This is a genomic window from Elizabethkingia occulta, assembly GCF_002023715.1.
GTDB lineage: Bacteria > Bacteroidota > Bacteroidia > Flavobacteriales > Weeksellaceae > Elizabethkingia > Elizabethkingia occulta.
In genome coordinates, this window is sequence record NZ_MAHX01000021.1 from 249,193 (window position 1) to 276,012 (window position 26,820).

Genomic DNA, 26,820 nt, shown 5'->3' on the forward strand with positions numbered 1-26,820 from the left:
TTATTGATTAATTATAGAATTAATAATAACCACAGATTGGTTTACTTGCTGTATAGATTCCAGATATTTCAGCTGGATGTTGGTTGAGGTTTGCAGGGCGAAAAGATATTCTACATAAGAAATATCTCCGGTACGGTAGCCGAGTTGTGCTGCTTTAGCTATTTTTTCGGCATTAGGAATGGCTTGTTGCACATAGTAATTGTACTGATCCACATCCTGGCGGTATTGGCGCATAGCAGTATCAAACTGTGTTGTCAACTGTTGCTGTTGCAATCTGGCGTTGTTTTCCGCAGCTTGCCTTTGGTATTCCAATGATTGTATTCTGGCTTTGGTAGCACCAAAAGTAAGGGGAATGCTCACGCCAACGTTTACCGAATTAAAACGGTTCCAGCCATTGTAGTATTTCTCACCGCCATTATTAGTGGGATGCATACCTGTAAGGGATTGACTGGTAACACCTAATGTAAATTCCGGCAAGCCCTGTGCTTTTTCTATTTTCTTGTTTTTCTCAGCAATTTCCATTTCCTGATAAAAAGCTCTTACCGACGGATTATTGGCAATTACACTACTGTCCAGAATATAGTCTATTTTTAGAGGCTGGTAGTTATCACTGGGTGCTACTCCTATAGATTCCGAAGTATTTAATAGTGTCTTCAGATTTTTGTAAGCATTGTCCAGATAGACCTGATTCTGCTTAAGCAGTAAGTTGATTTCTCCTTTTTGGGTTTCTGCAGTGCTGATTTCGATTTTCTTAATATCGCCGGCATTGTACCTTACAGTGGCAATACGGATAAAATCCTGATAGAGATTGTCCAGACTCTCCAGTTTGGTTTTGTTAAACTGAAGATATTCAATCTGGTAATAATAGGATCTAACTTGTCTCAACAATTCATTTACAGAGACTTCTTTCTCAATCTGTCTGCTTTTGATGTTGGATTCTATCAGTTCCTTTCTCGCCTTGAAGATAGTAGGGAAAGGAACAGTCTGCGAAATCGCAAACGAATTGTCGAACTTCGGACTGTTGTACTGTCCCAGCTGCGCAGATACACTTAGTTGCGGAAGTTCTTTGGCTGTTGGTCTCAATGCTTTGGCCGTCATGATATTCAGGTCTTTAGACTTCATCAACAGGTTGTTTTCTACAGCCATTTGTGTTGCCTGCTGAATATCGATGGTTCTGGTCTGGGCTTTCAGACCTTGTCCTGCCAGACCCGATAACATGAATAGTACGATTATAGTGGCTTTAGGTTTCATCTTTAGAATACGGCCACGCACTTTTTTACTGAAAATAATATATAACATTGGAAGTACAAATAAGGTAAGGAAGGTTGCTGTAATCAGTCCGCCGATAACAACAGTTGCCAGTGGTTTTTGTACTTCAGCACCTGCTCCTGTAGATATAGCCATTGGCAGGAAGCCTATAGAAGCCACGGTAGCGGTCATCAGAACCGGACGAAGTCTGGTTTTGGTTCCTTCAATAACTCTTTTCAAAACATCGGTTTCACCTTCTTTTTTCAGCTGGTTAAAGGTGCCTATGAGAACAATACCATTAAGAACCGCAACACCGAACAGGGCAATAAATCCGATTCCGGCACTGATACTGAAAGGCATTCCCCGAACAAGAAGGGCAAATACACCACCAATAGCACTCATCGGAATAGCTGTAAAGATTAGAGCAGCTTGCTTGAAGGAGTGGAAGGTGAAGTATAACAACATGAAAATTAGAAGTAATGATATAGGTACAGCAATCATCAGGCGATCACTGGCCTCTTTAAGATTTTCAAACTGCCCTCCATAAGTAAAATAGTAGCCAGATGGCAGTTTTATTTCTTTATCCAGTTTCTGCTGAATATCCTTTACCACACTGGCAACATCACGGCCACTTACATTGAATCCGATTACAATTCTTCGTTTTCCGTCTTCACGGCTTATCTGTGCTGCCCCTAATTTGTAATCGATGTTTGCTACCTGCGAAAGCGGAATTTGTAAACCGGATTTGGTAGAAATCATCAGGTTGCTGACGTCATCTATATTGGTACGGCGTAGGCTGTCCAAACGTACAACAAGATCGAATCTTCTCTCGTTTTCATAAACCTGTCCGGCAGCTTTACCGGCAAAGGCTGTACTGAGAACATCGTTGACATCCTGAATGCTGAGTCCGTAGTTGGCCATACGTGTACGATCGTATTGTACATTGATCTGTGGCAGACCGCTTACTCTTTCGATCTGTGGAGCGGTAGATCCGGGAACTGTCTGAATCACTTTGCCTACTTTATCGGCATATACCGCAAGAGAATCCAGGTTTTCACCAAATATTTTTACCGCTACATCCTGGCGGATACCTGTCATTAGTTCGTTAAAACGCATCTGGATAGGCTGGTTCTTTTCGAAGAATACTCCCGGAATAGTTTCCAGTTTTTCACTGATTTCATCAGCTAGTTCGTCGTAAGATTTTTTGGTTTTCCATTCGCTTTGTGGTTTCAGAACTACAATCATATCGGTGGCTTCAGGCGGCATAGGGTCAGTAGGTACTTCGGCAGCACCAGTTTTTCCGACTACCATCTTTACTTCATCAAAGCTTTTTATAATCCGTGAAGCTTGCATAGAGGTTTCGATACTCTGGCTGAGTGAGCTTCCCTGCGGGAGAATACAATGGTAAGCAAAATCGCCTTCCTGCAGCTGAGGTATAAATTCTCCACCCATATTTTTAAAAATAATGAGTGTACCAAAGAATATAAATGCAGTACCTGCTACTAACCAGTATTTTATTTTAATTGCTTTCAATAATAAAGGCTGATAAATATTTTGCAGTTTATTCATCATCTTATCCGAGAAGGTTTCCTTGTGAGAAACTTTTTTAGACAAGAACAAAGCACTCATCATCGGGATATAAGTTAAAGAAAGGATTAAGGCTCCCAGAATAGCAAAACCTACTGTTTTAGCCATTGGCGTAAACATTTTTCCTTCCACACCCGCAAGGGTAAGGATCGGAATATATACGATAAGAATAATAATCTCACCAAAGGCAGCACTGCTTCTGATTTTAGAAGCTGAAAGGAATACCTCTTCGTCCATTTCTTTCTGGGTAAGCCTGTTTACCGATTTTCTGAGACCCAGATGGTGTAGTGTGGCTTCCACAATAATAACGGCACCATCTACAATAAGACCAAAGTCTATTGCTCCAAGACTCATCAGATTGGCGCTAACACCAAAGACATTCATCATTCCTAAAGCAAACAAAAGAGATAGTGGAATAGCGGAAGCTACAATAAGTCCGGCTCTGAGGTTTCCAAGGAATACGACTAATACAAAAATCACAATAAGAGCTCCTTCAATAAGATTCTTCTCCACAGTGCCTATTGCTCTTTCTACCAGATCTGTACGATCCAGGAATGGTTCTATAACAACGTCATCCGGAAGAGACTTCTGAATGGTCGGGATTTTAGCTTTTACATTGTTTACAACTTCATTACTGTTGGCGCCTTTTAGCATCATAACAATACCTCCAACAGCATCTACTTTTCCGTTGTAGGTTAATGCACCATAACGCACAGCGCTTCCAAAGCGTACATCGGCAACGTCTTTTATAAAAATCGGTACACTACCGGTTTCATCTTTTACAGCTATATTTCTGACATCATCCAGCGAGGTGACAAGACCAATACCACGGATAAAATAGGCATTAGGCTTTTTGTCGATATAGGCACCTCCTGTATTCTGGTTATTCTTTTCCAGTGCATTGAATATGTCGGTAACACTAATGCCCATCGCCCGCAAACGGTTAGGGTCTATCGCTACTTCATATTGCTTTAGTTCACCACCAAAACTGTTAATTTCCGCCACGCCAGGCGTTCCGTTTAGCTGCCTGCGGACAATCCAGTCCTGCATGGTACGAAGGTCCTTGGCACTGTATTTTTTCTCACTTCCTTTTTTAGGGTGCAGTATATACTGGTAAATTTCCCCAAGTCCTGTACTTACAGGGGCTAATTCGGGGGTTCCTACACCTTTTGGAATCTCTTCGGAAGCTATTTTTAGTCTTTCACCTATAAGTTGTCGGGCGAAATAGATGTCGACATTTTCTTTGAATACTACTGTAATAACGGAGAGTCCGAATCTTGAAATACTTCTGGTTTCCTCAATCCCCGGTACATTGGCGATACTTTGTTCTATAGGAAAGGTTACTAGTTGTTCTACTTCCTGCCCTGCAAGAGTAGGACTTACGGTAATAATCTGTACCTGATTATTGGTGATATCAGGTACGGCATCTATAGGGAGCTTTGTAGCGCTCCATACACCCCAGATCACCAGTAAAAGTGTCATAATACCAATAACAATTTTGTTGTTGATACTAAATTTGATGATTTTATCTAACACGGATTATAATTTAATTTTTAATGTTTTAAAGTCCATATAATCAGCATGAAACATGATGTCGGATGCCAAAAAATGGTACTGCAAAGATTCAACAGAATAACCATGCAACACTATTGCAAAGTTTCTGCTACAATACTTCATGGCCGTAATACAGCCATTTGGTAATTAAAAATTAAATTTTAGGAGGTTGCCAGATTCCGTAAGTAATATCGAATGATGACATAACAGGAAAACTAACGATTTTATCATAATATACCGGTGAAACTGTACTGATGCTGATAGCAGCAAAATTGGTTGCCGTAATGTGCATGCCGCAGCATGAACATGTACAAAATGGTGAACATAAATCGCTATGGTAATCGTCCTGGGAATGTGAGTCTTTCTGAACAACGGTTTGTGTATTGCCTGTATAGGCAGAAGCATCACTGCAAGATACAGTGAGCAGGAATGTAAAAAATACAGCAAGTATAAGTCCTAAATGCTTCACGCTACAAACTTACATACTTTTTTTGAAATTTTGTAAAGTATATATGTTAATACTGTTATAAATCAGTTAATCTTATTTGTTTTCTATCTTATTGATAATGCTTTTAGCATTCTCATTTGCAGGATCCAGCACTACAGCACGCTTGTAGTTTTTTAATGCATTGGGCTTATCCCCTTTGGTAAGATAGGCTTCGCCAAGACTGTCGAATACGTTTCCCGATTTAGGAAATAGCTGGGTGTTGTATTGGAAAACTTGAATAGCATCGTCTGTACGTTTTTTATTGAGCAGATAATAGCCAAGGCTGTTCAAACTATCTTCACTATCAAAAGCATAAGTATTTTCATACTGCTTTTTTAGTTGCTGATAGCGGTTTAATATTTCTTTGCCATGTAACTGGTCTATATCGTTTTGCAATAGTGGCATTACCTGCTTTTTGATTTGTTTGTAAGGCTTTCCGTCGAGTATATTCTGAATAGAGGTGTTGAAATCAAAAAGGTTATTTTGCTTGTTATTGGTCATCAGAATTACAGCTCTGCCTTCTTCCGGACTGCATACAAGTAAAGCCTGGTAGTTTCGTGCAGTTCCATCGTGTTCGAAATGAAGAATCTTATTGCCCGTCATTTGGCCTTTGGATCCCAATCCGGATTGTTTGCTTGGCGAATAGGGAATTAGTAGGAAACGTGTAGATTCCGGAGAAATTATTTTGAAATTGATTATGCTTTGAGACCATTGGTAGAAATCGTCGAGATTAACCGCTGTCCAGCCGGAAATAGGAAGGTCCATAGGATCTTGTTGTCCCTTGTCGTCAAAAGCGTGTGCTACTAAAGGTTCTGTATCTTTAGGATCGATTACGGCATGGGTGATCTTGTTGGGCGAAAGTAATTCTTTTTTTACAAAATCGTCAAATGAAAGCCCGGTGATGCGTTCAATGATCCTGCGTTGCAGAAATACATTATTATTGTTATAGGCATACTGAGTACCTGGCTCAAAATCCAGCTTTTCTGTTTTCATCAGATTGGTCATATTATCCTGATCAGACTTTACATTCTTCCATTGAACATCGGGAATACCACTGGTGTAGCCCAATAAATCTCTTATAGAGATGCTTTTGCTCCAGGCTGGTAATTCGGGTAGATATTGAGAAAGCTTGTCCGTCAGTTTCAGTTTGCCTCTGTCTTGTAGCAGCATTATACCTACAGCATTAAATTCTTTGGCAATAGAACCTATGTGAAATCTATAATCGGTAGTCAGTGGAGTATTTTTATGAGCATCGGTATAGCCAATTGCTTTTTTGTAAACCACCTGGTGATGGTCTACGACTAAAACATTGCCATTAAAAAGTCCGTTAGCCGCTGCTTTTTCAAATACAGTTTGTATTTTTTGAGCTTTCTGCGTCTGAGAGAATATAATTCCGGAGAATGTGAGGCAAATAAGTAAGGCTGTTCTCATAAGATAATTTGTTGGTGTTAAAAGTATTACTGCATAGGGCTGCAAATTTCTATAAGAAAGCCGTCTATATCTCTGATGTAGGCAACTGTCTGTCCCCATGGTTTTTGTAAAGGTTCCTGTACAAGTGTAGCTCCGTATTGCAAGGATTGTGTGACTGTATTTTCGGGGTTGTCAGTGATTAGCCCGATCTCTGTTGCAAATGGTTTGTTATTGAGATTTCCCGGTATAAAACCTTCAGTCAGGTTCGTGTTAGCCAATTCTAAAGAGGCAAAGGCAATACTTGTTTCACCTGTATTGAGTTCGCCATAATCTTTTTCCGGTGTTATAAATTTTCTTTCAAATCCAAATGATTTTTCATAGAACTCAATAGATTTTGTAACATTTTTAACATAAAAAATAGTATATCCGAACTTTATCATTAGACTTTGGATAGGTGGATTATTAATGTCATAAAGTTAAGTAAAATTCTTTTAGATCTGGCTATCTGACCGCAGATTATATAGCTGTGGCTGTATTAAATAGACAAACTGTATCTATACTGTATCTCGTATATTTGACCACTAGATATATGAATTTTATCCTACTTAATACATATAATTATGAAAAACTATAATATTGACCTTCATTGCGATTTGTTGTATTATCTGCTAAGACCGGGAACAAGGATTGATGACGGGGAAATTGGCTGTTCATTGCCTTTTCTGAAAGAAGGAAATGTGATGCTTCAGGTAATGGCTTTGTATACGGCAACTGCGAAAGGGAGTAGGGGAGAGGGATTAAGACAGAGTGAGATTTTTGCAGAACTTACCCGGAAAGAAGGTTTCTATTTGTTTGATAAAGAGGCTTTAAGGAATCCGGAGAGCCAAAAAGGTGTGGGTGTTGTAGCGTCACTAGAAAATGCCTCTAGCTTCTGTGAAGAAGATATGGATCTGGATGAAGGTTTCAAAAACCTTGAAAAAATTATTGAGAATACAAAGGGAATTTTCTATATAGGCATCACACATCACCATGAAAACCGCTTTGGTGGCGGTAACTTTGCAGAGGTGGGTCTGAAGGACGATGGTAAGGTACTGATAGATTATCTGTCGGATAAGAAAATTGCTATAGATCTGGCACATACAAGCGACCAGCTGGCACATGATATTTTCAATTATACTGCGCAAAGGAATTATAAGATTCCGATTCTGGCGAGCCATTCTAATTTCCGTTCTGTTTATCCTAATAACAGAAATCTCCCTGATGAATTAGCTAAAGAGTTGATTACCAGAAAGGGGCTGATTGGGATCAACTTTATTAAAGATTATATTCATAAAACCAATCCTGAATTCGTCTACAACCATATTGCCTATGGAATGGAGTTGGGAGCTGAAGATAATCTGGCTTATGGAGGCGATTTCTTTTATGATAAAGACCATCCGGATAAGTCTAGATATCCTTTTTTCTTTGAAGAAATGAATGATTCCACTGCTTATAATACAATCAATGAGAGGTTGAGAGAGTTATATTCACCGGAGGTTGTATACAAAATCAGTCATCAGAATGCAATGCGTTTTATACGTGAATTGTGGGAGTAGTTTCTAAAAAACAGCTGAGCCCTCATCTCTCTGCCGGACTATATGTTTATAGTATTCGGAAGGTGTCTTGCCATTAATCTCTTTAAAATAACGATTAAATGAGGATTTAGATCTGAATCCTGCTTCATAGGCAAAGGAAAGGAAGTTGATATCCTCGTCCTTTTCTATCGCCTTGTTAACGATCTGTTTAAAGTATTCTATTCTGTATTCATTGATGTAAGAATAGAAAGATTTGTGCTTATACCCGTTGAGTATTTCGCTGATCTGATATTTATTGATGCTGGTCTGCGCAGAAAGCAAATCCAGTGTCAGATCGTAATTTCTGAACAGCTCCTTTTTAACGACCAAATTATCCAGTTTTTCCCACAGCTCCCGAAACCGGAATTCATAATCTATAGTTTTGTTTTGTGTAGTTGTTTCTATTTGATTGTTAGATGGTAATACAGGGTTTTCTAATGTATTGGTAGAAGTTTGATAAAGGTTTTCTGGTACAAGGTTTTTTCTCAGAATAAGAAGGCATATAACCAAGAGGAGTATATAAGCGGTACCTCTTACAATATCGTTAATGATCTGTGAATCCTGAGGCCGTGTATACAGCAGAACTTTGGAAATAATAATGATAAAGTCTGTTACAAGCATGCAGCCGGATATTCTTATAATAATGGAATAATCGCTGTTGCTAATGGCTTTGTTGTGCATATTATTTGCGATGAATATACTTTTTATAGGATAGTATAAATTGGTCGCAAATATTACAACCATACTGGTGTTATTATATAAATCTAGCAGTCTTTGATCCACTCTGCCAATAATGAAGAAAACCGCTGAAATGGTAAAATAAGCAATCATCAGAACAAAGAATGGGATGAAAATATACCATTTGGTTACAATATTAAAATCTTTTGCAGATTTAGTCAAGGTGTAAAGATATACCAAAGGTCCGTAACAGGCAGAAATAAAAGTATTCATTTGTTGTTTGATACTCTCGTCCGGTATGAATTTGAAGATGATAAACTTAATGATCAAATGAACAGCAATAGCCGAAAGAAGAATAATGAAAAGGTTGTTGGAGATCGCTTTATTTTCTCTGGCTCTTAAAAACCAAAGTGATATTAATGCCTGAAAAGCGCCGATAATAACTATATATTGCATATTCTCCTTGCTCTGTTACAAAGGAAGTATATAAATGTTACACTATTATTATTTGATTATTATTTATCTATTAAAAATGCTGTTGTAATGTTAATATTCAGTTCATAATTAAATAACAAATAATTAAAATTGTTTAACTTATTGATTATTAGTATTATAATAGTGTTTTTCCAACGAATGATACTTCTGAATTCATGATTTTTTCTGAAGGACGAAATGAAAAGACAGGAACTTCAATTTTGCCTCAAAAAAAATATGAAAGATTCTACTGGTTTTTACAAATGGGAAAGAGGAGCGATTAAAGTATCGGTGTTCTTCTTGCTTGCATCTTTTGGAAGTATTCATGCACAGACGATTAAAGGAACTGTGGTTAGCAAAGTAAACGGAGCGCTTCCGGGTGCTAATATATCCATTGTAGATGCTGATACTAAAGCCATTTCATCTTTGGATGGTGATTTTAATTTGCTTTCGCCAAAACTTGGTGAGGTTAAACTGAAAGTTGAATACATAGGTTATCAGGCCCAAACCTTATCGATTGTCTTGAAGGAAGGAACAAACGATATAGGCTATGTAAGCATAGAACCTGAGGATAAGAAGAATAAAGATAAAATAAGCAGTATTGAAGGGGTTGTTATCTCGACAAGAGCCAATGCCCTTACGCAGGCAAAAGCCTATGAAATAAAGAAAAATTCGAATGCTATTATGGAGGTTATCGCGGCAGATGCTATTGGTAAACTTCCGGACAGAAATGCGGCAGAAGCAGTGCAGAGAGTTCAGGGTGTAGCTGTTGCCAGATATCATGGTGAAGCGGATCAGGCTACGGTAAGGGGAACTCCTTTTGCATGGACGTCGACACTTTTCAACGGAAATCGCCTTCCAAGTGCCAATGTTTTGGGGAACAGATCTTTCGTTCTGGATGTTGTTCCTTCGGAGCTGATACAGTATGTGCAGGTTTCTAAAGCTGTTACACCAGATATGGACGGCGATGCTATAGGAGGCAGTATTAATTTTATTACAAGGACTGCTCCTGCTAAAAAGATGCTGAGTGTAAGCGGGGCAGGTGGTTACAATACATTTTCGCGCAACGGAACTTATAACGGGTCCATAGTGTACGGTGACCGGTTTTTCAAGAATAAATTAGGTGTAATCTTATCCGGTGCTATCTGGGACAGGCAATGGGGTGCAGATTCTTTCGATGCTTCATATAATACCGGTGCAGCTAATGAAATCGAAAAGAAATCCATCAGTACAGTGATGATGAAGAGGTATATGGGGACAAGAAGAACTATTGGTCTGAATGGTGGACTAGAGTATAAACTGAATGCAAATAATAAAACCTACTTCCGGGGAATGTTCAATAAGTTTGATGATATCCGTCCTGTTTATGAATCCTATGTAGACTATACCAACAACAGGTATCAGTACAACTTTAGATATTCCCATTATCAGACTGAATTATACGGAATGGAGCTTGGCGGAGAGCATAGCCTGTCTTCAAAATTAAATTTAGACTGGATGCTAAGTAATTATAAAGCAGACTATTTCCTGAATACACCTCCGAAAAACGAAACAAAAGGACTTCCGATAGCAACATTCAGACAGAAAATAACCAGTAGCTTCAACAATCTTACAAATGGTAAACGCTATTGGGGGTTTGATTCCCCACAGGGAATTGGTGGAGAGTATATGGATTATAACTCTGATGTGAAAGATCAGAATGAAAAAATGAGTCCTGATAAGCTTTTGCTTTCCCAACTGGTTATTGCAAAGCTGGATAACAGTGAGCGTGATAAAATTGCAAGGCTGAATTTAAAATATGATATCAGTCCTGATATTACATTGAGAATCGGGGCTAAATACAGAGAAAAAGACAGAAATAGTACCTATGGTTACAGTGCTGTATACCTGCCCGGAGCTTCGGTAGGTGTTCCAAATGCACCGGCTTTGTTAGCGCTTTCTCAGTTATCGACGACTGATCCTGCTAAAGGTATTCGTTTTTTGAACGGAATGAATGGTGATTACAGCTCGTATGTGATGAATCCGCCTACAAAAGATCAGTTGTTTCAAATGTATTCATCAGAGTTTTTGCAAAAGAATGGTTTCAAAGACTTTTCGAATGCAGCAAGTAATGCAACAAGTGTGTATACAGGCGAGGAATCTGTTTTTGCAACCTATGCAATGGCAGAAATCAAAGCAGGTGATAAGCTTAAAATTATTGGTGGATTCAGAAATGAAACCACTAGGCTGACATTAAACGGAGCGAAATCTACAAAAGAAGGAAATTCAACCGTTATCAGCCCGTCAGTTGTAGAAAGTAATTATAATGCGTTTCTTCCAATGCTTCATTTACGCTATAATCTGTCTTCTCAGGCCAATCTGAGGTTTGCCTATACAAGATCTTTTATCCGTCCTAATTTTGGCGATATGTCGCCCGGATCCAGTATAGATAATACGACAAATCCTTTTACCATTACAAGAGGAAATCCGGATCTGGGACCTACTTTCAGTCATAATCTGGATCTTATGGGAGAATATTATTTCAAAAATATAGGAATCCTTTCCGGTGGCGTGTTCTATAAAAAGATCTCGGATATTGTTTTTTCAGATACTTCTGTAATGAATATCGGAGGCACAGACTACAGGGTAACTCAGTCTAAGAATTTACAAGATTCAAATTTGATAGGCTTTGAAGCCGGAATTAATAAGCGTTTTGACTTCCTGCCGGGGTTCTGGAATGGATTCGGGGTTGAATTTAACTACACTTTTATCAATTCGAATGTAGAAGTCCCAAGAACAGACAAAAATGGGGTGCAGTATTTTGATAAAACATCGCTTCCTAATCAGTCTAAAAACCTCTTTAATGCTATTCTGTATTACGAAAACAAAAGACTGATGGTTCGTTTAGCCGGAAACTACAGAGGGAAATCAGTTGAGACAATTAATCAGAATCTTGGGGCACAGTATTATATATGGTCTGATAAGAACTTTACAATCGATTTTTCTGCCAGTTATGATATTAGCAAAAATGTCAAATTGTTTGTCGAGCTCAATAATTTAGGTAATGAAAGCCTTAGGCAGTATATGGGAGATAACAAAAAGAGAATTACCTCGCATGAATGGTATGGCAGCAGAGGTCAATTAGGTATCCGTTGGCAAATATTTTAAAATTTATATATGAAAAAACTGATTTTAATAACTTCATTATCAGTGTGTAGCATGAGTGTGTGTGCACAGATTAATGACAGTCTTCGCCGTGTTGTAAAAATGGAAGGAGCATTTAACTTCCGTGATGCTGGAGGCTATAAAACTGCAGATGGAAAAGAAGTCGTTTTGGGGAAGATTTACCGCAGTGATGCAATTGATAAATTGTCGGATCGTGATCTGAAGACCTTTAAAAATAGGAAGATAAGTACTGTTGTGGATTTTAGGGGAGTTGAAGAAGCTAAAAAGGCTCCGGACAGGCTTCCGGATCATACAAATTATTTGCTTTGCCCTGCAGGAAGCAATGATCTTCCTAATACACAAAGTATTGTAAACATGCTGAAAAACAAGAACTTTTTGTTCGATATGTATGGTGAAGGAGGATTACCTTACTTTGGAGAAAGATACAGACCACTATTTGTGAAGCTGTTGACTTTGCAGCCTGATGAGGCTCTTTTATACCATTGTACAGGTGGGCGAGACAGAACGGGAATGGCTTCTGCATTATTTCTGAAAATATTAGGTGTTCCGCAGGATATCATTGAGAATGACTATGTTGCCTCTAACTTCTATCTGGCAAAGAATCCTACAATGAAGAATATGTATGCCGGCCTTTCGAAGATGTCCGGATTAAGCGATGCTGAAATAAAACAACAGATGGAATTACGTCCTGAGCTTATCAGAAACTTCTTTAATAGTATTAATAAGAAGTACGGAAGTATAGAGAATTTCTTCCAGGTTGAGATGGGAATAGGTCCTAATGAAATTGCAATTCTAAAGAAGAAATATACCCGTTAATCAGACTGATTTTTACATCCGATTAATAGCTAAGCATGTTAGGATTTTGTGTCCTGACATGCTTTTTTTGTTATAAATCTTGTGTGTTTTATAAGAGAGTGGAGGTTAGTTTTGTCAATATTTTCTATTTTCCAGAATAGTTGTTTTAGTAAAATCTATATGTTTTTTATGATTTTGTTAGGGCTTATATTTAAGGTTAAAATAAGCATTTTTAGGCTTTTCAATTTTTTTGCAATAATAAAATTGGCTTTATTTAAATGCATTTAAGTTATTTTAAATGAGTTATTTATAATATTTTATTTATAATTTAGTTTATGATTGTTTTTCACGATTTTTTTTCTTCTTTGAAACCGGATTTTTGGACTTAATTTTTTAGGATATGATGGTGTTTAATGTCATTTGTGTTATTTAGAATAAATAAAAACAATATATTTGCCGGAAAATAAATCGTGCTATCAGTTGGTCTGTTCGTGTCAGAAATTGTTGCTGCAAAAAAAGCAAACCTGACAAATCTGAAGTGTGCAGATCTGATAGTTTCTCCTAACCAAAAATTATATTGATTCATGAAATCCCGATTGTTGTATGCACTAACATTATCTTTTTTTTCGGTGCTGAATTATGCGCAAACAGAAAACATTAATATAGGTGTCAAAATTCCACTAAAATCAGAAGTGCTAAAGGAAGGTCGCTCTATTTGGGTATCGTTGCCGGAAGGCTATCAAAAAGACTTAAAAACAGCTTATCCAGTAATCTATGTACTGGATGCAGAGAATAACTTCAATTATTTGTCATCCGTTTACCATTATCTTAGCAAAGAACCATTCGGAATATTACCACAAGGAATTCTTGTAGCTGTTGCCAATACAAACAGAACCCGTGACCTTACGCCAACAAAATCTTCTAAGGAAATGAATCTGGGAGGTAAGAAACAATCTATGTTTACAGAAAGTGGTGGAAATGCTGCTTTTATGGAATTTATAAAAGGGGAATTGTTTCCACTTATTGAAAAGAACTACCGGACTAATGGTTACAAAGTATTTGTAGGTCACTCTTTTGGCGGGCTTACAGCTATCAATAATCTGCTGACAGAGCCTTTGTTCAACGCTTATATTGCAAATGACCCGAGTCTTTGGTGGGATAACGAACTTATGGTAAGAAAGGCGGAGGCATCTGTTAGAGACTTCAAGAATATTAAGTTCTTTTTGGCGCAGGCGAATAATGTGGAAGCAAGAAACGGAAAAGAGGACGAGCATGAAACTGCAATCCGAAAATTTAAAAATCTGTTGGAGCAAGGAAAGCTAAAGAATCTTCAGTGGAAATATGATTTCTATAAAAATGATGATCATGGAACCGTCCCCCTGCCTGGAAATAATGACGGGTTGCGTTTTATATTCAATTCTTATAAATGGAATTTCAGAGATGCCTTAAAGAATCCGGCACTTATCAGGGAGCATTATCAAAAGGTGTCTGAAGAGATGGGATATACCTTTAAGCCTACAGAAACATTTTTCAGAAAGATTATTGATATTGCTAAAGAAAGAGCAACCCCTGTAGTTGTGAATGAATTTGAAGCTTTGCAAAAGCACTATTATCCTGATTCAAAATAAAGAATGAAAGATTGCGAGAAGGAAGGTCTGGTAAATAACAAATAATGCTGCGAAGAACTATCGAAATATTAAATTAAGCTATGTTTAATATTATCACTAAACCTCCCGATAAGGGAGGTTTAGCTTGATAATCAAACCAATTTTTCTGTATAATAACAAAAAAATTCTGTAAGCGGATTGCTCTTTATTTTACACGTTTCAGAACTACATGAGAGCTCTGGCCACTACCAAAGTCTATATCTACAGTACATGAATCTGTATAAGCTTTACCAGTATGAGGGTAATCAGTACCAGATACATTTACGCTAAATGAAAAGTTATTGTCTTTAACCTTACCATTATCCAAAACTATTTCGCCCATAGGAGAGCTGACTACGCCTGTAAGTTTTTCGCCATCTACGTTAAAATTGTATACAGCATCCAAAGAATTGCCATCCGGAGTATGGATTACGCCACTCCATTTACCATTTAGGTTCGAGATTACTACTGCTGCCATACATACGATAACGCAGCAAAATAACAGGGCAGTTGTAAAGATCTTTTTTTTCATATCTATTTAAATTTATTGAATTATGTTATATCCAATTAAGGCTGATATACAGAAGACATTAACCAATTGTATTTTAGAGCCTATTTTAATACTCTTCGACAAGCTCAGTGTGACATTGTTCGTCCATAATATCTTTCTTTTAGGGTGTCAGGTTGAGCCTGTCGAAACCTAATGCTTTTTTTGAATTCAAATTTAAACAGGTTCTTATTTAAAAAGCAGTTTTGTAAAATTCAGTTTTTTTGAAGAAATATTAATGAATGCAATATGAATTTTTATTTAACATTCAGTTATAGACTCCTCTAAAATATAAAAATTGCAGCTTGGAAACTAAATAAGTGGGAAATATTCCTGTCCTGTTATGCAAATTGAATAGTGAAAAAAACACCAAAAAAAATTGCTTGTTATTTTTTCTTTCGGATACGTCTGATTTATGATTCAGATATCTGTATTTTAAATTATGATACATACAATTTTAAGGTATTTGTTTCGTTATATGATGTGGGTATTTTCTAAGCGGGTATAATGTCGGAATGCTTTAAAACAGGTCGTAGCGTTATAGAGTTTAAACAGACCTGTCTTCTACAGGTATCTCAATTATAAAATAAAACGATATATGTTGTTGATAATTAAATGTTTGTTGGTGTGTTTTTTTATTCGGATTTAAAATCTCAATACCCAAACACTTTTTTTTCAGTCGTCAGGGAGCTAATTTTAGACCACAGATTCAATGTCTGATTTGAGGAGATCTCAGCACTCTGCAATAATAAGTACTGATTGAGCCACTTTAGCCTACACATAAACTTGATGATGATACTCAGTTATTTTTTAACTAAAACTAGATTACTATGAAAGAAGAAAATGAAATTAAAAAATCTTTTCAAAATAAGAAAGAATATATTCCGCCAAAATTAGAAGTTGCAATAATAAGAATGGGACATGGTATAACTTCGGGTCCGGTACGTACCGTTAACAAAACCAACGAGCCGTATCAAAAGAGTATGAAGAACGTGTCATGAACCAAAACTTAAATAAAATATACTTATTTAGATTTTTATGATCAGACCACAGGCAGCGCCATCTGTAATAGTTATGGTATATTAGTAACTAACAAGACTATTCTGTATAGCACATTTTTATTCATTTTATCAGGGCAACTATCATACTGTTTTGCCTTCAGTATATCAGTATTAAACAAATCAGAAATATAAATAGACAGATCTGTGTATCTCTGTCGTGTAAAGGAAAAAACAATTTCTCATCATTTATTCATTTGTGAAATTTGTTATTTGTTTGTATTTGTAAAAGAGCGGGCAATATATTTGCCCGTTCATTCTTAAGGTAAAAATATCTGATTTAATCCGATTATTCAATATGGTGATCTAAGATATAAAGAGATGAATATTTTATTTATTTAGTATTTGTAAATTAATATCAATTGATTTCTTTTTTGTGATTGTATCTAAAACCGGGTTTTTACTCTACATTTTACGTAAAATGGTATTCGAGTTAAATCCTTTATTTATTCCCTGCAGACTCAGACGACTTTTTACCAGTACATGTTTCTGCATATCATTTTTTTCCTACACCCAGTACACCGGTGGAGAACCCATACGTAAAGAAGTTATGGATCTTTACATGACAAAAGACACCGATGAAGATGAAGCTTATGCTGCGGGAGAGAATATATTGCGCCTGGCTGTAACCGATGAAGAGCGGGCAAAAGCGTATGCAAAAATGGGAAAGGCTATGTATGATAAAAATAGTTATGCAGAGGCTATTCAGTTATTGGAAAAGGGTGATCATTATGCACAGATAAGCGGTAGTACCTACGAACGTTTTTTTATTAATTTTTATTTGTCAGATGCCTATGCTCAAGTGGGTTTTTCAGGAAAAGCACAGCGAAGTTGGCAGACGGCAAAAAAGGAGGCCGGAAAGCTGAAAAAATATATACCTGCTGGTTTTATGATCGATCAGCGTTGTATAGCCAATCTGGAAGAAGACGAAGACTATTGTATAGCGATACAACAAAGACTAAGACTGATAGAACAAATTGGTAAGGCAGGCATAGACATCGGTATTCAGAGAATATATAATGCTGCGAATTACACTGGGCTGGCATATGATTACCTAAAGTGCGGAGATATTATAAAAGCAAAACAGGCATTGTCGGAAGCTAGATACATTTATGAAAACCATTATGATAATGAGCATATGCTGTCATTACCCAGGTATTATCTGAGCAAGGCAATTGTAGCTGTAAAAGAAGGAAGTAAAACTGAGGGGAAGCGTTGGTTTGACAAAGCTTTTGAAATTGCGGTCAAAAAAAAACTCACTAATGATGAGGAGCTTATCGTGAGAGAGCGATTGCTGAGCAATATAGATACGAATAAGGAACTTCAGCATCAGAATATAGACTATTATACCAAATTTTATAAAGATAAAATAAAGCAGGCAAGGCGGGCTGCAAAGAATGAAATTGACAAAAAAGAGACTAAAGTTGTTAATCAGAATAAAAAAATTAATATTCTTCTCGTTATTGTAACGGTTCTGGTCCTGAGTTTTTTATATGTATATAAACGCAAAGTGAGATTAAGATCGAAGCTGCTCAATACACTTTCCAGATTAAGACAGACCAAAGAACCTGTAACAGTTGCACATACAGAAAAAAAGCAGAAGGTAACTGAAGGTCCGACGGTGATAAAGGATCCCAATACGGAAGCAATTTTACTCAGAAGGTTGGATAAATTTGAAAAAACAGAACAGTATATAACTAGGGGTATTACACTTCCTAAAATGGCGGTTTTGTTAAAAACCAATACAACTTACCTTAGCTATATCATTAAAACACACCGGGATTCGGATTTTAGTCAGTATATCAACAGAAACCGGATTAATTACATCGTAGGAAAGTTGAAAAATCATCCGGAATATCTGAATTATAAAATAGGATATTTGGCAGAAGAGTGTGGTTTTCCTACCCATAGCCAGTTTGGTAGTGTATTCAAAACCGAAACAGGTATGTCGCCATCCCAATTTATTAATAGCCTGAAACAGGAAAAAAATACAGAGCGAAGTAATAAATGATATATAAAAAACAGAAGGTTAATAATCGCTCTCTTGATGATATTGTTTATATAATTGAATATAATTATTGATAGGCTGAGAAAAAATGAAGCCCTGTAATTTACAGAGCTTCGGTTTGAAAACTAATAGTAGTTATAGCATGTATAACTGGCGTAATTTATGAATTTTTACGCGATTTTAAATTAGAAAAACGGAGGATTTATTAAAATCCTCCGGAAAACTTTCAACAGTTTTTTTGCAAACAAATGAATTATAATGCGTTTTGGTACTGTTTTAATTATGGGCATGTTGTAATTTGTTTTCCATAACCCGTACCTTTAATTCGCGTCGGACCGGATGCAACCTGGCTAATATATACTTCATTATAGCCTGTTGTCCATGTTATTTTCTTTACACCTCCAGTTCCGGTATAGGTTAGAGGCTCTAATATCAGATCTCCGGATTGTCTTTTACCATAGAATGTTGTATTTCCATTTTTATCAATTATAACTCTTATTACCGGAGCAGTAGGAGAATCAGCTGCTATATTATAAATTGCAGGGATGCCTCCAGATTGTCCCCACTTATTTCCGTTTGGAAACTGAATATTGACAGTTCCTGATTGCCCGTCAAACTGAATTTCATCTGCTGTTATTCTGGTACCATTCACAATGAAGCTGAATGAATTATCTACATAAGTAAAGTCTACAATAAACCGATCCGGTGTACCATTAAATCCGAAATATTTGCTGTTGTTTGGAAGTGAAGCATCCTGGTCAAATGGTGTTGGATTCATATTGAATTTGGTGCAAGGTGTAAGTTTTAGATTCAGATTATAATTAGATTTTGGTGTAATTTTAAGGTTACTGAACTGTACGTTATTTTTAGAAGTACCATCGATAATTATATTTTTAATGCTGAATAATCCGCCATTGGTTGTGTTCCCGATAACTATAGCGGCATTACTTGTAATTTTCGATTGGTTAATCGTCGGGAAAGTAAAAGGAACATTTCCAGTTCCTGTATAAGAAAGCTGAAGGTCATTTTTGAAACTTAGTTCCCCCGCAGCATTTCCCCCTGTATAGGTAGGGGTGTCTACTTTGGTAATAATGCCTGTACTCTCCACCTGACTGGCATCTATGTTGGTTGTAATTCTTGAAAATTGATGCTTCAGGATGACATCGAGTGTATTTGGAGCATTTCCGGTCACAGTCATAGTTCTCTTAAAATACATAAGATCCTTACTGATATTCGATAACTTAGCTGTGGAGAGGCTCTCTGGGTTTGTTACTACAGGAGTGTCAGCAGCTAATGTACTGTTTACGGAAAAGGCAACAAAGGTATAGGTCTGATCCCCATCTAGTAAAAAGCCATCAGTTTCATTTTTTTTGTAACCGAATTCTTTCTGATCTACTAATTTTTCATTTTTATCATATACCAGGATCTTATACCTGATTCCAGCACCTATTTCTGTTGCTGCCATAGGATTTACAGAGGCTATGGCTTTATTTGATAAAGAGGGCGTAACCGGAACAAGGGTAGCGGTAATAGAGTAGTTATCATCAAACGGAATGGTTTGGGTCTGCACGGCTTTGGAGGAGCCAGAACTTGTGGAAATGGAAGCTTGCTTTTCGGGCTCTTCAACATCATCATCTGCACCTGAAAGATTGATTTTTACATTGTACTGTCCTTTTATACCTGAGTTTGCACTAGTATCCAGAGTATTGTCGGTGCTACGGCATGCTGTTGTAGCAAGAAGTATTGCCAGTAGTAATATTCCGGCAGAGTGTTGTCGTATTTTCATATCATTTATGTTTGTCTGTGTTTTTTTAATGCAGGTTTACCAGTCTATGGTACGGTTATCATCTGTCCCGTTATCCCATTCTTCCTGTACTTTTCCGCCTGAATCAGGAGGGATAACTTTTGCGGAACCAGCGGCAATTCCGTTTTCCATTTCAATAAAACTAAAGCTTAGAGCGGGAGAGGTGTAATTTTCCCTGCAATCTGTTTTTTCAGATTCTTTTTCTTTCATCATTTGTAAGTGTTTTTTAGTTTTTTTTTACTGAATTCTTTTTCAGGATATTGTTCTCTAAATCCTAAAAGTAAATTTTACAGCAAAGTTGTTTTTGTGTTTTATATATTGTAAAAGTCAGTAAATCAGATGTAAGTATGCAAAAAAATATGTTCTACATGAGTACTACATCTTTATGATTTCTTTTATAGAAGCTATTTTACAAGTGTCATCTGCAAGGAGAAAATATAAAAAGATATTAAACTGATCATAGTGTAGTATGTATGTGGAAGTATTGAAATTACCAAAAACATAATACAAATGAATAATAGGACAATTAGTTGTAAGAAAGTGCTTTTATGATAAATAAAAAGAGTCCTGAAAAACAAGACTCTAATTTGAAAACTAATAGTAGTTATAGCATGTATAACTGACTCTGCATATGAAATTTTAATGCCAATCTGTAGGTTATTACCATTATTTCTTACATAAACTATTATAAAAATTGATTTTCTCTATGATATAGAAAATAGACCTGTCTTTAGAAGGCTGGTATTTTATGCGGCAGATATTATCTAAAGACCATATCTTTATTATATTAGTTTATATTTTTGTATCGTGCCAACTGAACTAAACAGAATACAGAAAACCATTGCCTATATAGAGGAAAACTTCGGCAGGGAGATTACATCCAAGGAGATCGAGGGTATTGCATGTTATTCTTACCGGAACTTTCAGCGGGTATTTATGAAATTATTCGGGGAAACACTTTCTGGATTTCAGAAGCGTCTCAGGTTGGAAAATGCCTATAAAAAACTCCTTTACACTACAGATAAGATTTCGTCGATTGCTTTAGAGGTAGGTTATTACAATTTGCAGTCTTTTTCAAAAGCTTTTCATAAGGAATATGGGATTTCTCCGGCAGTTGCCCGAAAAGAGCGAAACAAAATTTTTAGCTCCCTTACTAAAACAGATGACAAAGCTTTTGTCTATGAGATTGTCTACAAACAAAGCATTACAGTATATACAAAAGGTATTAAAACCCGAAACTATAACAATAAAGATATTAACGCTTTGTGGGAAGGAATAGAAGAGGAAATAGATTTTTCAACGGCCTATGGTATTATAACAGATCAGCCTCTTATCACCAACGAAGAATATTGCCGCTACGAAGCCGCTATTGAAGAACCTGCTCCTGGGGACGATTACCAGAAAAAAACAATTTTCGGGAGAAAATATGCCAGATTTGTCCACCACGGAAACTTTGAACATTTACTGGATGCTTATGGTGTATTTTACCGCTTCTGGCTTGCAGAGGAGCCGTTCTTGTTAGATAATTCTCCTGTAATTGAAGAGTATCTGCTCTCTGAATCCGGGGAGTATACAACTTATATTTATTTCCCTTTACATATATAAGATAGCTTATTTCTTTTGCATGTTTAGAGTATTGCAGACTGAAAATATTTGGGCTGTCAATTAAGATTGTCTTTTTAGGACAACATTTATCGGTGGTGAAAATCTAATTTTGCATCAGGAAACACAAGATTATCCGCATGAGAAAATTATTGACAATACTTGTTTTTTTAAGCTTTCAGCTCTGTATGACACAAACTTATCATTTCCCGGAAGAATCTGCAACGCATGAAGGAACATGGCTGCAGTGGCCTCATCACCATCAGCATGGTGTAACTTACCGAAACAGGGTAGAAAAAACCTGGATAGATATGACGAAAGCATTACAGACAAATGAAAAGGTACATATTATAGCTTATGATGAATCGGAAAAAGAGCGTATCATAGGAGTGTTACAAAAAGCAGGTCTAAGTCTGAAGAATATAGATTTCAAAATATATCCTACGGATGATGTATGGGTGCGGGACAATGGTCCGCTCTTCGTAAAGGATAAAAATAATAATATTCTGATAGAGGATTGGGGATTCAATGGATGGGGTGAAAAGTTTGATTTTGAAAACTGCGACACTGTTCCTTCTCAGATTGGAAGAGATATGGGTATAAAAGTAATTAACCTGAATGACGAAATGGTAAATGAGGGCGGCTCTGTTGAGGCCGACGGAAGAGGTGTTCTTATGGCCTGCAAAAGTTCGGTAATCAGTCAGAAAAAAGGATCGATCAGAAATAAAGATATTACCCAGCAGGAAGCTGAAGATTACTTTAAGAAGTACTATGGTGTTTCCAAAGTGATATGGCTGGAAGGAGTAACAGGCTTGGATATTACCGATATGCATATAGATGGGTTTATGAAATTTATCAATTCCCAGACAATGCTTACAATGGAAAAAGATGATCTGCTGGATATGGGATTGTCCGAAAGAGATATAAATACTCTTTATGCTGCTACCAATACAAAAGGAGAGCAATACAAAAAGGTATATGTACCCGCTACCAAAAATAATGTGAAAACAGTATACGGGAAACAACTGGATTATAAAGGATCGTATGTCAACTATTACGTAGCTAACGGAGTTGTATTAGTTCCCAATTACGGAGACGTTAATGATGAAGCAGCCAATAAGATTATTCAGAAACAATATCCGGATCGTAAAGTTATCGGGATAGATGTAAGAAACTTATATGAAAATGGTGGTATGGTACATTGTGTCACCCAGCAGCAGCCTGCAGGGAATACTGTAAAACAAAAAGCAAAAGCAGCAACAACTAAAAATACAGATGAAGAGTACGAAGATGAAGAATAGTATAAAGTACGAAGTTAGAAGTTAGAAGTACGAAATTTGAAATTAGGCATCAAAAAAGTACATTATTTAGTTGTTTTGCTGGATTTCTTTCTGATAACAAAATAATATAGTTTTTCCAGTGCTATAGTTAATACTACTGCGAACAAAAAATTATAAAACAGATACCAGGGATAGAAACTTTCAGATTCCTGCATGGTTTTAGTAATCAGGCTAAATCCGACGGATTTTTCATAAAAGCTAAAAGGAAAACCTATTGTATCATCTCCGTCATATGCCATCCCATTGTGATAGGAGAATGCATTACAGACCACAAATACAATTAGAATTGCAATACACCTTAGCAGAAATGTTTTTATTTTCATTGGAGGGTTATTAATGATTTAAAGCTTTTTCATCAGGTATTTCGGGGATTCTTCATAGCCCTGTCTGTAGTAAAACAGATGGGCTTTCTCTCTTCTTGTATGGCAATGAACCTCTATACGGTCACAGTTTCTTTCTGTTGCTATCTGTACACAATATTCTTCCAATATTTTTCCGGAGCCCATGCGGCGGTAGTTTTCGTCTATTGCAAAATAACTTATTCTGGCAAAATCTCCTTCCAGTGCAATCTGTGGAATAATGTGTATTGAAATAAAGCCGAATACCAGTTGCTCATCATCCTCTATAACGACTAAGTATTCGTTTGGGTTTTGCAGTAAAGTCCTGATTTTATTTTGAATAAACTTTTCAGTATCAGGATATCCTAATCGGCCAAGCAATTTTGAAATTACTTCATGGTCGTTTTCCTTTACCGTTCTGATCTTCATTTAGATCCTTTATTTCTTTCTGAGAATAAGGCGGAATAATTTTTCCAGTCCTATAGCTAATCCAATAGCAAAAAGGAAATCGAAAACCAGATACCAGGGATATAAGTTATCTGTTTTAGCGGATATATCTGCAGGATCAGGATTATTGAGATAAAAGCTAAGCGGAAACCCCATTGTTTCGTAACCATCTTTAGCCATATCGTTGCGGTAGGAGAATGTGGTGCCTGTAACAAATATAAGTATAGAGATAATGCTTCTCAGTAAAAATTTTTTTAGTCTCATTTTGTATTTTTTATCATGATTTGGTGATTTGGATGATAAAATCCTTCCAGTTTTGCCAAGATAAGAAAAATAAGAATATAAATTCCATTGTATATCAGTGGTACGAAAATGACCAGATATAAATAAGAATATAAATTCTTCATATTGTAATTTATTTTGAAATATTTAGTATTGTGTTTTTATAATGTAAATGAGTTTTATTGATTGTTATATAGTATGTAAAATATCTGTTTTAATCTATTTATTGTAATAAAATATTTATTTTATTATGTTAAATTAAAATGTGGTTATTATTTGTATATTAGCAATGTAAAACCAAATTACAATAAAGATTATGAAAAAAGCAATTAAATCACAGTTGTTGGAATTCTTTCCGACAACACAATTGCAGGTCCCCTGTATTGACAATAAAATTTCTCTATCATTTTTACTTAATAACTAGGATGGCTCCGGTATTTCGGCGGCCACTGTAATCTGTTTTTAGTATACCAGTTACTCTGCTAATATTTAGCTGAACATAATAGTCAATTTTATTCAGGAGGTGTTTTTATTTTCAGTTTAAACTCCGACTATATTGATTGGTAATGTAATAATGTATTTGTATACAAAGCGATTACAGGAAATACCCGGCTTTCAGAGTGTTTGCATCACTATTATAGAGTAGTGTTTTGTATTCGTTCCGATAGCCCGGGTATTTACAACAACTTTAAAAAAACTAAATAACACTAAATTTTTTATTATGACACGTAAACTATTAATCTTATCAGGCTGTCTGGTTCTGGCTCTGAATTCTTGTAAGTCGGATATGGAAACTACTCCAGCAAATTCGGTTGATCATACAGCAACTCAGCTGAATGGAACAACTATTCACAAATTATTAATTAATGGAGCTTATACTTATGTAAATGAAGTTAATGGTGAGTACTTTTACGCTGATGATATTACAATCACGGCGGAACAGTTTAACCAACTGAAGAGGATGGCCAATCCCGATATATCTACTGTTGAGCGTAGTACAATTGTAAGCTCTTTTATCAAAACCTGGCCAAATGCAACAATTTACTATACTTTGCCTAGTCAGGGAAGTTTAAGTACTCAGGCTTATAATACGTTCCTTACAAATATTAATAAGGCGTTTGATATGATCTCTTCAAAAACCAGTGTTAAGTTCATCCAACGTACCAATCAACCTGAATATATTACATTTACTTATTCTACAGGAAACAGTTCTCCACTGGGTTGGGTAAAAAACAGAGTAAATGGTATTAAAATATACAATACAACTTATCCCGCCATTATTGCTCACGAAATTATGCACTCAATGGGGATTATGCATGAGCAGTGCCGCCCGGACAGAGATCAGTACATTATAGTAGATACAAACAGAGCACAGGATGGTACCCGCCACAATTTCAATCTTTATAATGATTATGCAGGACACGGAGAGTTCGATTTTGGTTCGGTGATGATGTATAAATCCACAGATTTTGCGATAGATCCTAACCTACCTGTAATGACAAAACTGGATGGCTCTACCTTCGGAAAACAAAGAGATGGCCTGTCTGCAGGTGATTATGCAGGTATCAATCATTTGTACGGACCAGTAAATTCCATTTCTGCTACTAACGGAACTTATACACTTACAACTTCTTTAGCAGGAGATAAAAATGTTGATATTACCGGAAGCTCAACAACTGATGGTACAGATGTAATCCTTTATTCTGCAACTACAGGAAACAACCAGAAATTTATCTTCCGCAAATCGGAGCATGGTTATTTCACAATTAAGTCCATACTGGATTCAACAAAAGTATTGACAGTAAGAAATAATGGAACAGCAAACGGGACAGCTGTGGAGCTTAGAACCAATGCTGATACGGATAGCCAGAAATGGTTGCTATTTAATTTAGGAAATGAAGGTTATGGTTTTGCACCTAAAAATGCTCCATCTCTAAGGCTGGAGGTAAAAGATGGTCTGACAACTAATCTTACTCCGATTGTTATTGGCAGTACAGATCAGACGCTTCAGCCTTACACAAAACAACGCTTTACGCTTACAAAAGTAAACTAACTTAACATTCTTCATATCAATTAGAAGGCTGGGGATTTATTTCCCAGCCTTTTGTTATTGTCATAATCTTATACAAGGAGATTGTCGAAAAATACTAAGCGGATTTCTACTTTCGTACTTTCCTTGTTGTCTTTTTACGCTTAGCATTATTGGCTTCTTTAGTAGCTGCTTCTGCGGTTGCAACACTTGCTTCCGAAGCAGCATCAATTGCTTCTCCTGGCCCCGCTGCTTCAGCACCTTCGGCCGCTTGCGCATCTTCATTGTTCATGTTTTCTGATTGTACACGCTGTAAATCCATACGGTCACCAGTTATTTTGTAAGCATATGTACCTTCAATATTTTTAGGCTCTTTACAATCAGATGAAGAACCTGAAATACCTGAATAAAGTTCAATCCGGTTACTTTCTTCATACAAGTCATAGCTTGCATCCGTTTGGAAACAAGAGTTACCGGTTTTATATTTTTTGCTATCTGTAAATTGTAGATAATGAAACTTTGGTTCCTCAGAAAGAAGGTTAATATGTTTTGTTTTTTTCAATACGATGTTGCCATCGGCAGCAATGTTTTCTATTTTCCAGGTTGTTTTGGCTAATAGTTTCGACTGAGCCATAAGCATACTGGTAAAAGTAGAAGCCAACAGGGCAGTGCCCAGAATAAATTTTTTCATAAAGGGTTTATTAATCA

At 36.5% G+C, this 26,820-nt stretch carries 21 protein-coding genes; 9 read left to right on the forward strand and 12 right to left on the reverse strand.

Annotated elements, in window-relative coordinates; translation table 11 throughout:
* The 4 genes from BAZ10_RS18160 to BAZ10_RS18175 all read right to left on the reverse strand — a co-directional run bounded on the left by BAZ10_RS18160 (position 1) and on the right by BAZ10_RS18175 (position 6,726).
* Positions 1-4,371 (reverse strand): CusA/CzcA family heavy metal efflux RND transporter, encoded by a 4,371-nt coding sequence (locus BAZ10_RS18160; RefSeq protein ID WP_078773250.1) that lies wholly within the window; start codon positions 4,369-4,371, stop codon positions 1-3.
* 172 nt (positions 4,372-4,543) lie between these two features.
* A complete protein-coding gene (locus BAZ10_RS18165; protein ID WP_078773251.1) occupies positions 4,544-4,858 on the reverse strand; it encodes a DUF6660 family protein in 315 nt (104 codons plus the stop codon).
* A 72-nt stretch (positions 4,859-4,930) separates the two neighbouring features.
* Complete coding sequence (locus BAZ10_RS18170; protein ID WP_078773252.1) at positions 4,931-6,307, reverse strand: serine hydrolase domain-containing protein; 1,377 nt, start codon at positions 6,305-6,307, stop codon at positions 4,931-4,933.
* Between the two features lie 26 nt (positions 6,308-6,333).
* On the reverse strand, positions 6,334-6,726 hold the full coding sequence (locus BAZ10_RS18175) for a VOC family protein (protein ID WP_078773253.1): 393 nt from the start codon (positions 6,724-6,726) through the stop codon (positions 6,334-6,336).
* A gap of 180 nt (positions 6,727-6,906) precedes the next feature.
* On the opposite strand from BAZ10_RS18175, the gene BAZ10_RS18180 reads away from it, so the two are divergent.
* A complete protein-coding gene (locus BAZ10_RS18180) occupies positions 6,907-7,881 on the forward strand; it encodes a dipeptidase (RefSeq protein ID WP_078773254.1) in 975 nt (324 codons plus the stop codon).
* A 3-nt stretch (positions 7,882-7,884) separates the two neighbouring features.
* Here the strand turns inward: BAZ10_RS18180 and BAZ10_RS18185 are convergent, their stop codons facing one another.
* Positions 7,885-9,033 (reverse strand): helix-turn-helix domain-containing protein, encoded by a 1,149-nt coding sequence (locus BAZ10_RS18185; RefSeq protein WP_078773255.1) that lies wholly within the window; start codon positions 9,031-9,033, stop codon positions 7,885-7,887.
* A 255-nt stretch (positions 9,034-9,288) separates the two neighbouring features.
* Between BAZ10_RS18185 and BAZ10_RS18190 the strand changes: the two genes are divergently transcribed.
* From BAZ10_RS18190 to BAZ10_RS18200, 3 genes are all read left to right on the forward strand, one after another.
* Positions 9,289-12,198 carry a TonB-dependent receptor gene (locus BAZ10_RS18190; protein WP_078773364.1) on the forward strand — a complete coding sequence of 970 codons (2,910 nt, stop codon included), beginning with the start codon at positions 9,289-9,291 and terminating at the stop codon, positions 12,196-12,198.
* A 9-nt stretch (positions 12,199-12,207) separates the two neighbouring features.
* Entirely contained in the window at positions 12,208-13,032 is an 825-nt protein-coding gene (locus tag BAZ10_RS18195; protein WP_078773256.1) for a tyrosine-protein phosphatase, read from the forward strand.
* A gap of 563 nt (positions 13,033-13,595) precedes the next feature.
* Positions 13,596-14,639: an alpha/beta hydrolase gene (locus BAZ10_RS18200; RefSeq protein WP_078773257.1), complete on the forward strand. Its 1,044-nt coding sequence runs from the start codon at positions 13,596-13,598 to the stop codon at positions 14,637-14,639.
* A gap of 184 nt (positions 14,640-14,823) precedes the next feature.
* Here BAZ10_RS18200 and BAZ10_RS18205 read toward each other — a convergent pair whose 3' ends face one another.
* A complete protein-coding gene (locus tag BAZ10_RS18205; RefSeq protein ID WP_078773258.1) occupies positions 14,824-15,189 on the reverse strand; it encodes a glycoside hydrolase in 366 nt (121 codons plus the stop codon).
* An 845-nt stretch (positions 15,190-16,034) separates the two neighbouring features.
* Between BAZ10_RS18205 and BAZ10_RS19125 the strand changes: the two genes are divergently transcribed.
* Together BAZ10_RS19125 and BAZ10_RS18210 are read left to right on the forward strand one after the other, a co-directional pair.
* Complete coding sequence (locus BAZ10_RS19125; protein ID WP_165689699.1) at positions 16,035-16,205, forward strand: hypothetical protein; 171 nt, start codon at positions 16,035-16,037, stop codon at positions 16,203-16,205.
* Between the two features lie 619 nt (positions 16,206-16,824).
* On the forward strand, positions 16,825-18,273 hold the full coding sequence (locus BAZ10_RS18210; RefSeq protein ID WP_245803868.1) for a helix-turn-helix domain-containing protein: 1,449 nt from the start codon (positions 16,825-16,827) through the stop codon (positions 18,271-18,273).
* A 277-nt stretch (positions 18,274-18,550) separates the two neighbouring features.
* Here BAZ10_RS18210 and BAZ10_RS18215 read toward each other — a convergent pair whose 3' ends face one another.
* Together BAZ10_RS18215 and BAZ10_RS18220 are read right to left on the reverse strand one after the other, a co-directional pair.
* Positions 18,551-20,056 (reverse strand): hypothetical protein, encoded by a 1,506-nt coding sequence (locus BAZ10_RS18215; RefSeq protein ID WP_078773259.1) that lies wholly within the window; start codon positions 20,054-20,056, stop codon positions 18,551-18,553.
* A 36-nt stretch (positions 20,057-20,092) separates the two neighbouring features.
* Positions 20,093-20,287, reverse strand: a complete 195-nt coding sequence (locus tag BAZ10_RS18220; RefSeq protein WP_078773260.1) for a hypothetical protein — start codon at positions 20,285-20,287, stop codon at positions 20,093-20,095.
* 594 nt (positions 20,288-20,881) lie between these two features.
* On the opposite strand from BAZ10_RS18220, the gene BAZ10_RS18225 reads away from it, so the two are divergent.
* Complete coding sequence (locus tag BAZ10_RS18225; RefSeq protein ID WP_078773261.1) at positions 20,882-21,679, forward strand: AraC family transcriptional regulator; 798 nt, start codon at positions 20,882-20,884, stop codon at positions 21,677-21,679.
* Between the two features lie 137 nt (positions 21,680-21,816).
* The gene (locus BAZ10_RS18230; protein ID WP_078773262.1) at positions 21,817-22,977 is read left to right on the forward strand and encodes an agmatine deiminase family protein; all 1,161 of its coding nucleotides are present in this window, start codon (positions 21,817-21,819) and stop codon (positions 22,975-22,977) included.
* 62 nt (positions 22,978-23,039) lie between these two features.
* On the opposite strand, the gene BAZ10_RS18235 is transcribed toward BAZ10_RS18230, so the two are convergent.
* The 3 genes from BAZ10_RS18235 to BAZ10_RS18245 are packed head-to-tail and all read right to left on the reverse strand — an operon-like array spanning position 23,040 to position 24,065.
* Positions 23,040-23,339, reverse strand: coding sequence for a hypothetical protein (locus BAZ10_RS18235; RefSeq protein ID WP_245803869.1), 300 nt, complete (start codon positions 23,337-23,339; stop codon positions 23,040-23,042).
* An 18-nt stretch (positions 23,340-23,357) separates the two neighbouring features.
* Positions 23,358-23,783, reverse strand: a complete 426-nt coding sequence (locus BAZ10_RS18240; protein WP_078773264.1) for a GNAT family N-acetyltransferase — start codon at positions 23,781-23,783, stop codon at positions 23,358-23,360.
* A gap of 9 nt (positions 23,784-23,792) precedes the next feature.
* Positions 23,793-24,065 (reverse strand): hypothetical protein, encoded by a 273-nt coding sequence (locus BAZ10_RS18245; protein WP_078773265.1) that lies wholly within the window; start codon positions 24,063-24,065, stop codon positions 23,793-23,795.
* Between the two features lie 739 nt (positions 24,066-24,804).
* Between BAZ10_RS18245 and BAZ10_RS18250 the strand changes: the two genes are divergently transcribed.
* Positions 24,805-26,136 carry a M12 family metallopeptidase gene (locus tag BAZ10_RS18250; protein WP_078773266.1) on the forward strand — a complete coding sequence of 444 codons (1,332 nt, stop codon included), beginning with the start codon at positions 24,805-24,807 and terminating at the stop codon, positions 26,134-26,136.
* A 106-nt stretch (positions 26,137-26,242) separates the two neighbouring features.
* Here the strand turns inward: BAZ10_RS18250 and BAZ10_RS18255 are convergent, their stop codons facing one another.
* Positions 26,243-26,803, reverse strand: a complete 561-nt coding sequence (locus BAZ10_RS18255; RefSeq protein WP_078773267.1) for a hypothetical protein — start codon at positions 26,801-26,803, stop codon at positions 26,243-26,245.
* Positions 26,804-26,820 lie beyond the last annotated feature (17 nt).

Excerpts from the sequence above, each read along its gene's own strand:
- BAZ10_RS18175 (WP_078773253.1), bottom strand. The coding sequence starts at position 6,726 with ATGATAAAGTTCGGATATACTATTTTTTATGTTAAAAATGTTACAAAA.
- BAZ10_RS18235 (WP_245803869.1), bottom strand. The coding sequence starts at position 23,339 with ATGAAAATAAAAACATTTCTGCTAAGGTGTATTGCAATTCTAATTGTA.
- BAZ10_RS19125 (WP_165689699.1), top strand. The coding sequence starts at position 16,035 with ATGAAAGAAGAAAATGAAATTAAAAAATCTTTTCAAAATAAGAAAGAA.
- BAZ10_RS18170 (WP_078773252.1), bottom strand. The coding sequence starts at position 6,307 with ATGAGAACAGCCTTACTTATTTGCCTCACATTCTCCGGAATTATATTC.
- BAZ10_RS18250 (WP_078773266.1), top strand. The coding sequence starts at position 24,805 with ATGACACGTAAACTATTAATCTTATCAGGCTGTCTGGTTCTGGCTCTG.
- BAZ10_RS18195 (WP_078773256.1), top strand. The coding sequence starts at position 12,208 with ATGAAAAAACTGATTTTAATAACTTCATTATCAGTGTGTAGCATGAGT.
- BAZ10_RS18180 (WP_078773254.1), top strand. The coding sequence starts at position 6,907 with ATGAAAAACTATAATATTGACCTTCATTGCGATTTGTTGTATTATCTG.
- BAZ10_RS18205 (WP_078773258.1), bottom strand. The coding sequence starts at position 15,189 with ATGAAAAAAAAGATCTTTACAACTGCCCTGTTATTTTGCTGCGTTATC.
- BAZ10_RS18245 (WP_078773265.1), bottom strand. The coding sequence starts at position 24,065 with ATGAGACTAAAAAAATTTTTACTGAGAAGCATTATCTCTATACTTATA.
- BAZ10_RS18215 (WP_078773259.1), bottom strand. The coding sequence starts at position 20,056 with ATGAAAATACGACAACACTCTGCCGGAATATTACTACTGGCAATACTT.
- BAZ10_RS18185 (WP_078773255.1), bottom strand. The coding sequence starts at position 9,033 with ATGCAATATATAGTTATTATCGGCGCTTTTCAGGCATTAATATCACTT.
- BAZ10_RS18190 (WP_078773364.1), top strand. The coding sequence starts at position 9,289 with ATGAAAGATTCTACTGGTTTTTACAAATGGGAAAGAGGAGCGATTAAA.
- BAZ10_RS18220 (WP_078773260.1), bottom strand. The coding sequence starts at position 20,287 with ATGATGAAAGAAAAAGAATCTGAAAAAACAGATTGCAGGGAAAATTAC.
- BAZ10_RS18200 (WP_078773257.1), top strand. The coding sequence starts at position 13,596 with ATGAAATCCCGATTGTTGTATGCACTAACATTATCTTTTTTTTCGGTG.
- BAZ10_RS18210 (WP_245803868.1), top strand. The coding sequence starts at position 16,825 with ATGACAAAAGACACCGATGAAGATGAAGCTTATGCTGCGGGAGAGAAT.
- BAZ10_RS18255 (WP_078773267.1), bottom strand. The coding sequence starts at position 26,803 with ATGAAAAAATTTATTCTGGGCACTGCCCTGTTGGCTTCTACTTTTACC.
- BAZ10_RS18230 (WP_078773262.1), top strand. The coding sequence starts at position 21,817 with ATGAGAAAATTATTGACAATACTTGTTTTTTTAAGCTTTCAGCTCTGT.
- BAZ10_RS18240 (WP_078773264.1), bottom strand. The coding sequence starts at position 23,783 with ATGAAGATCAGAACGGTAAAGGAAAACGACCATGAAGTAATTTCAAAA.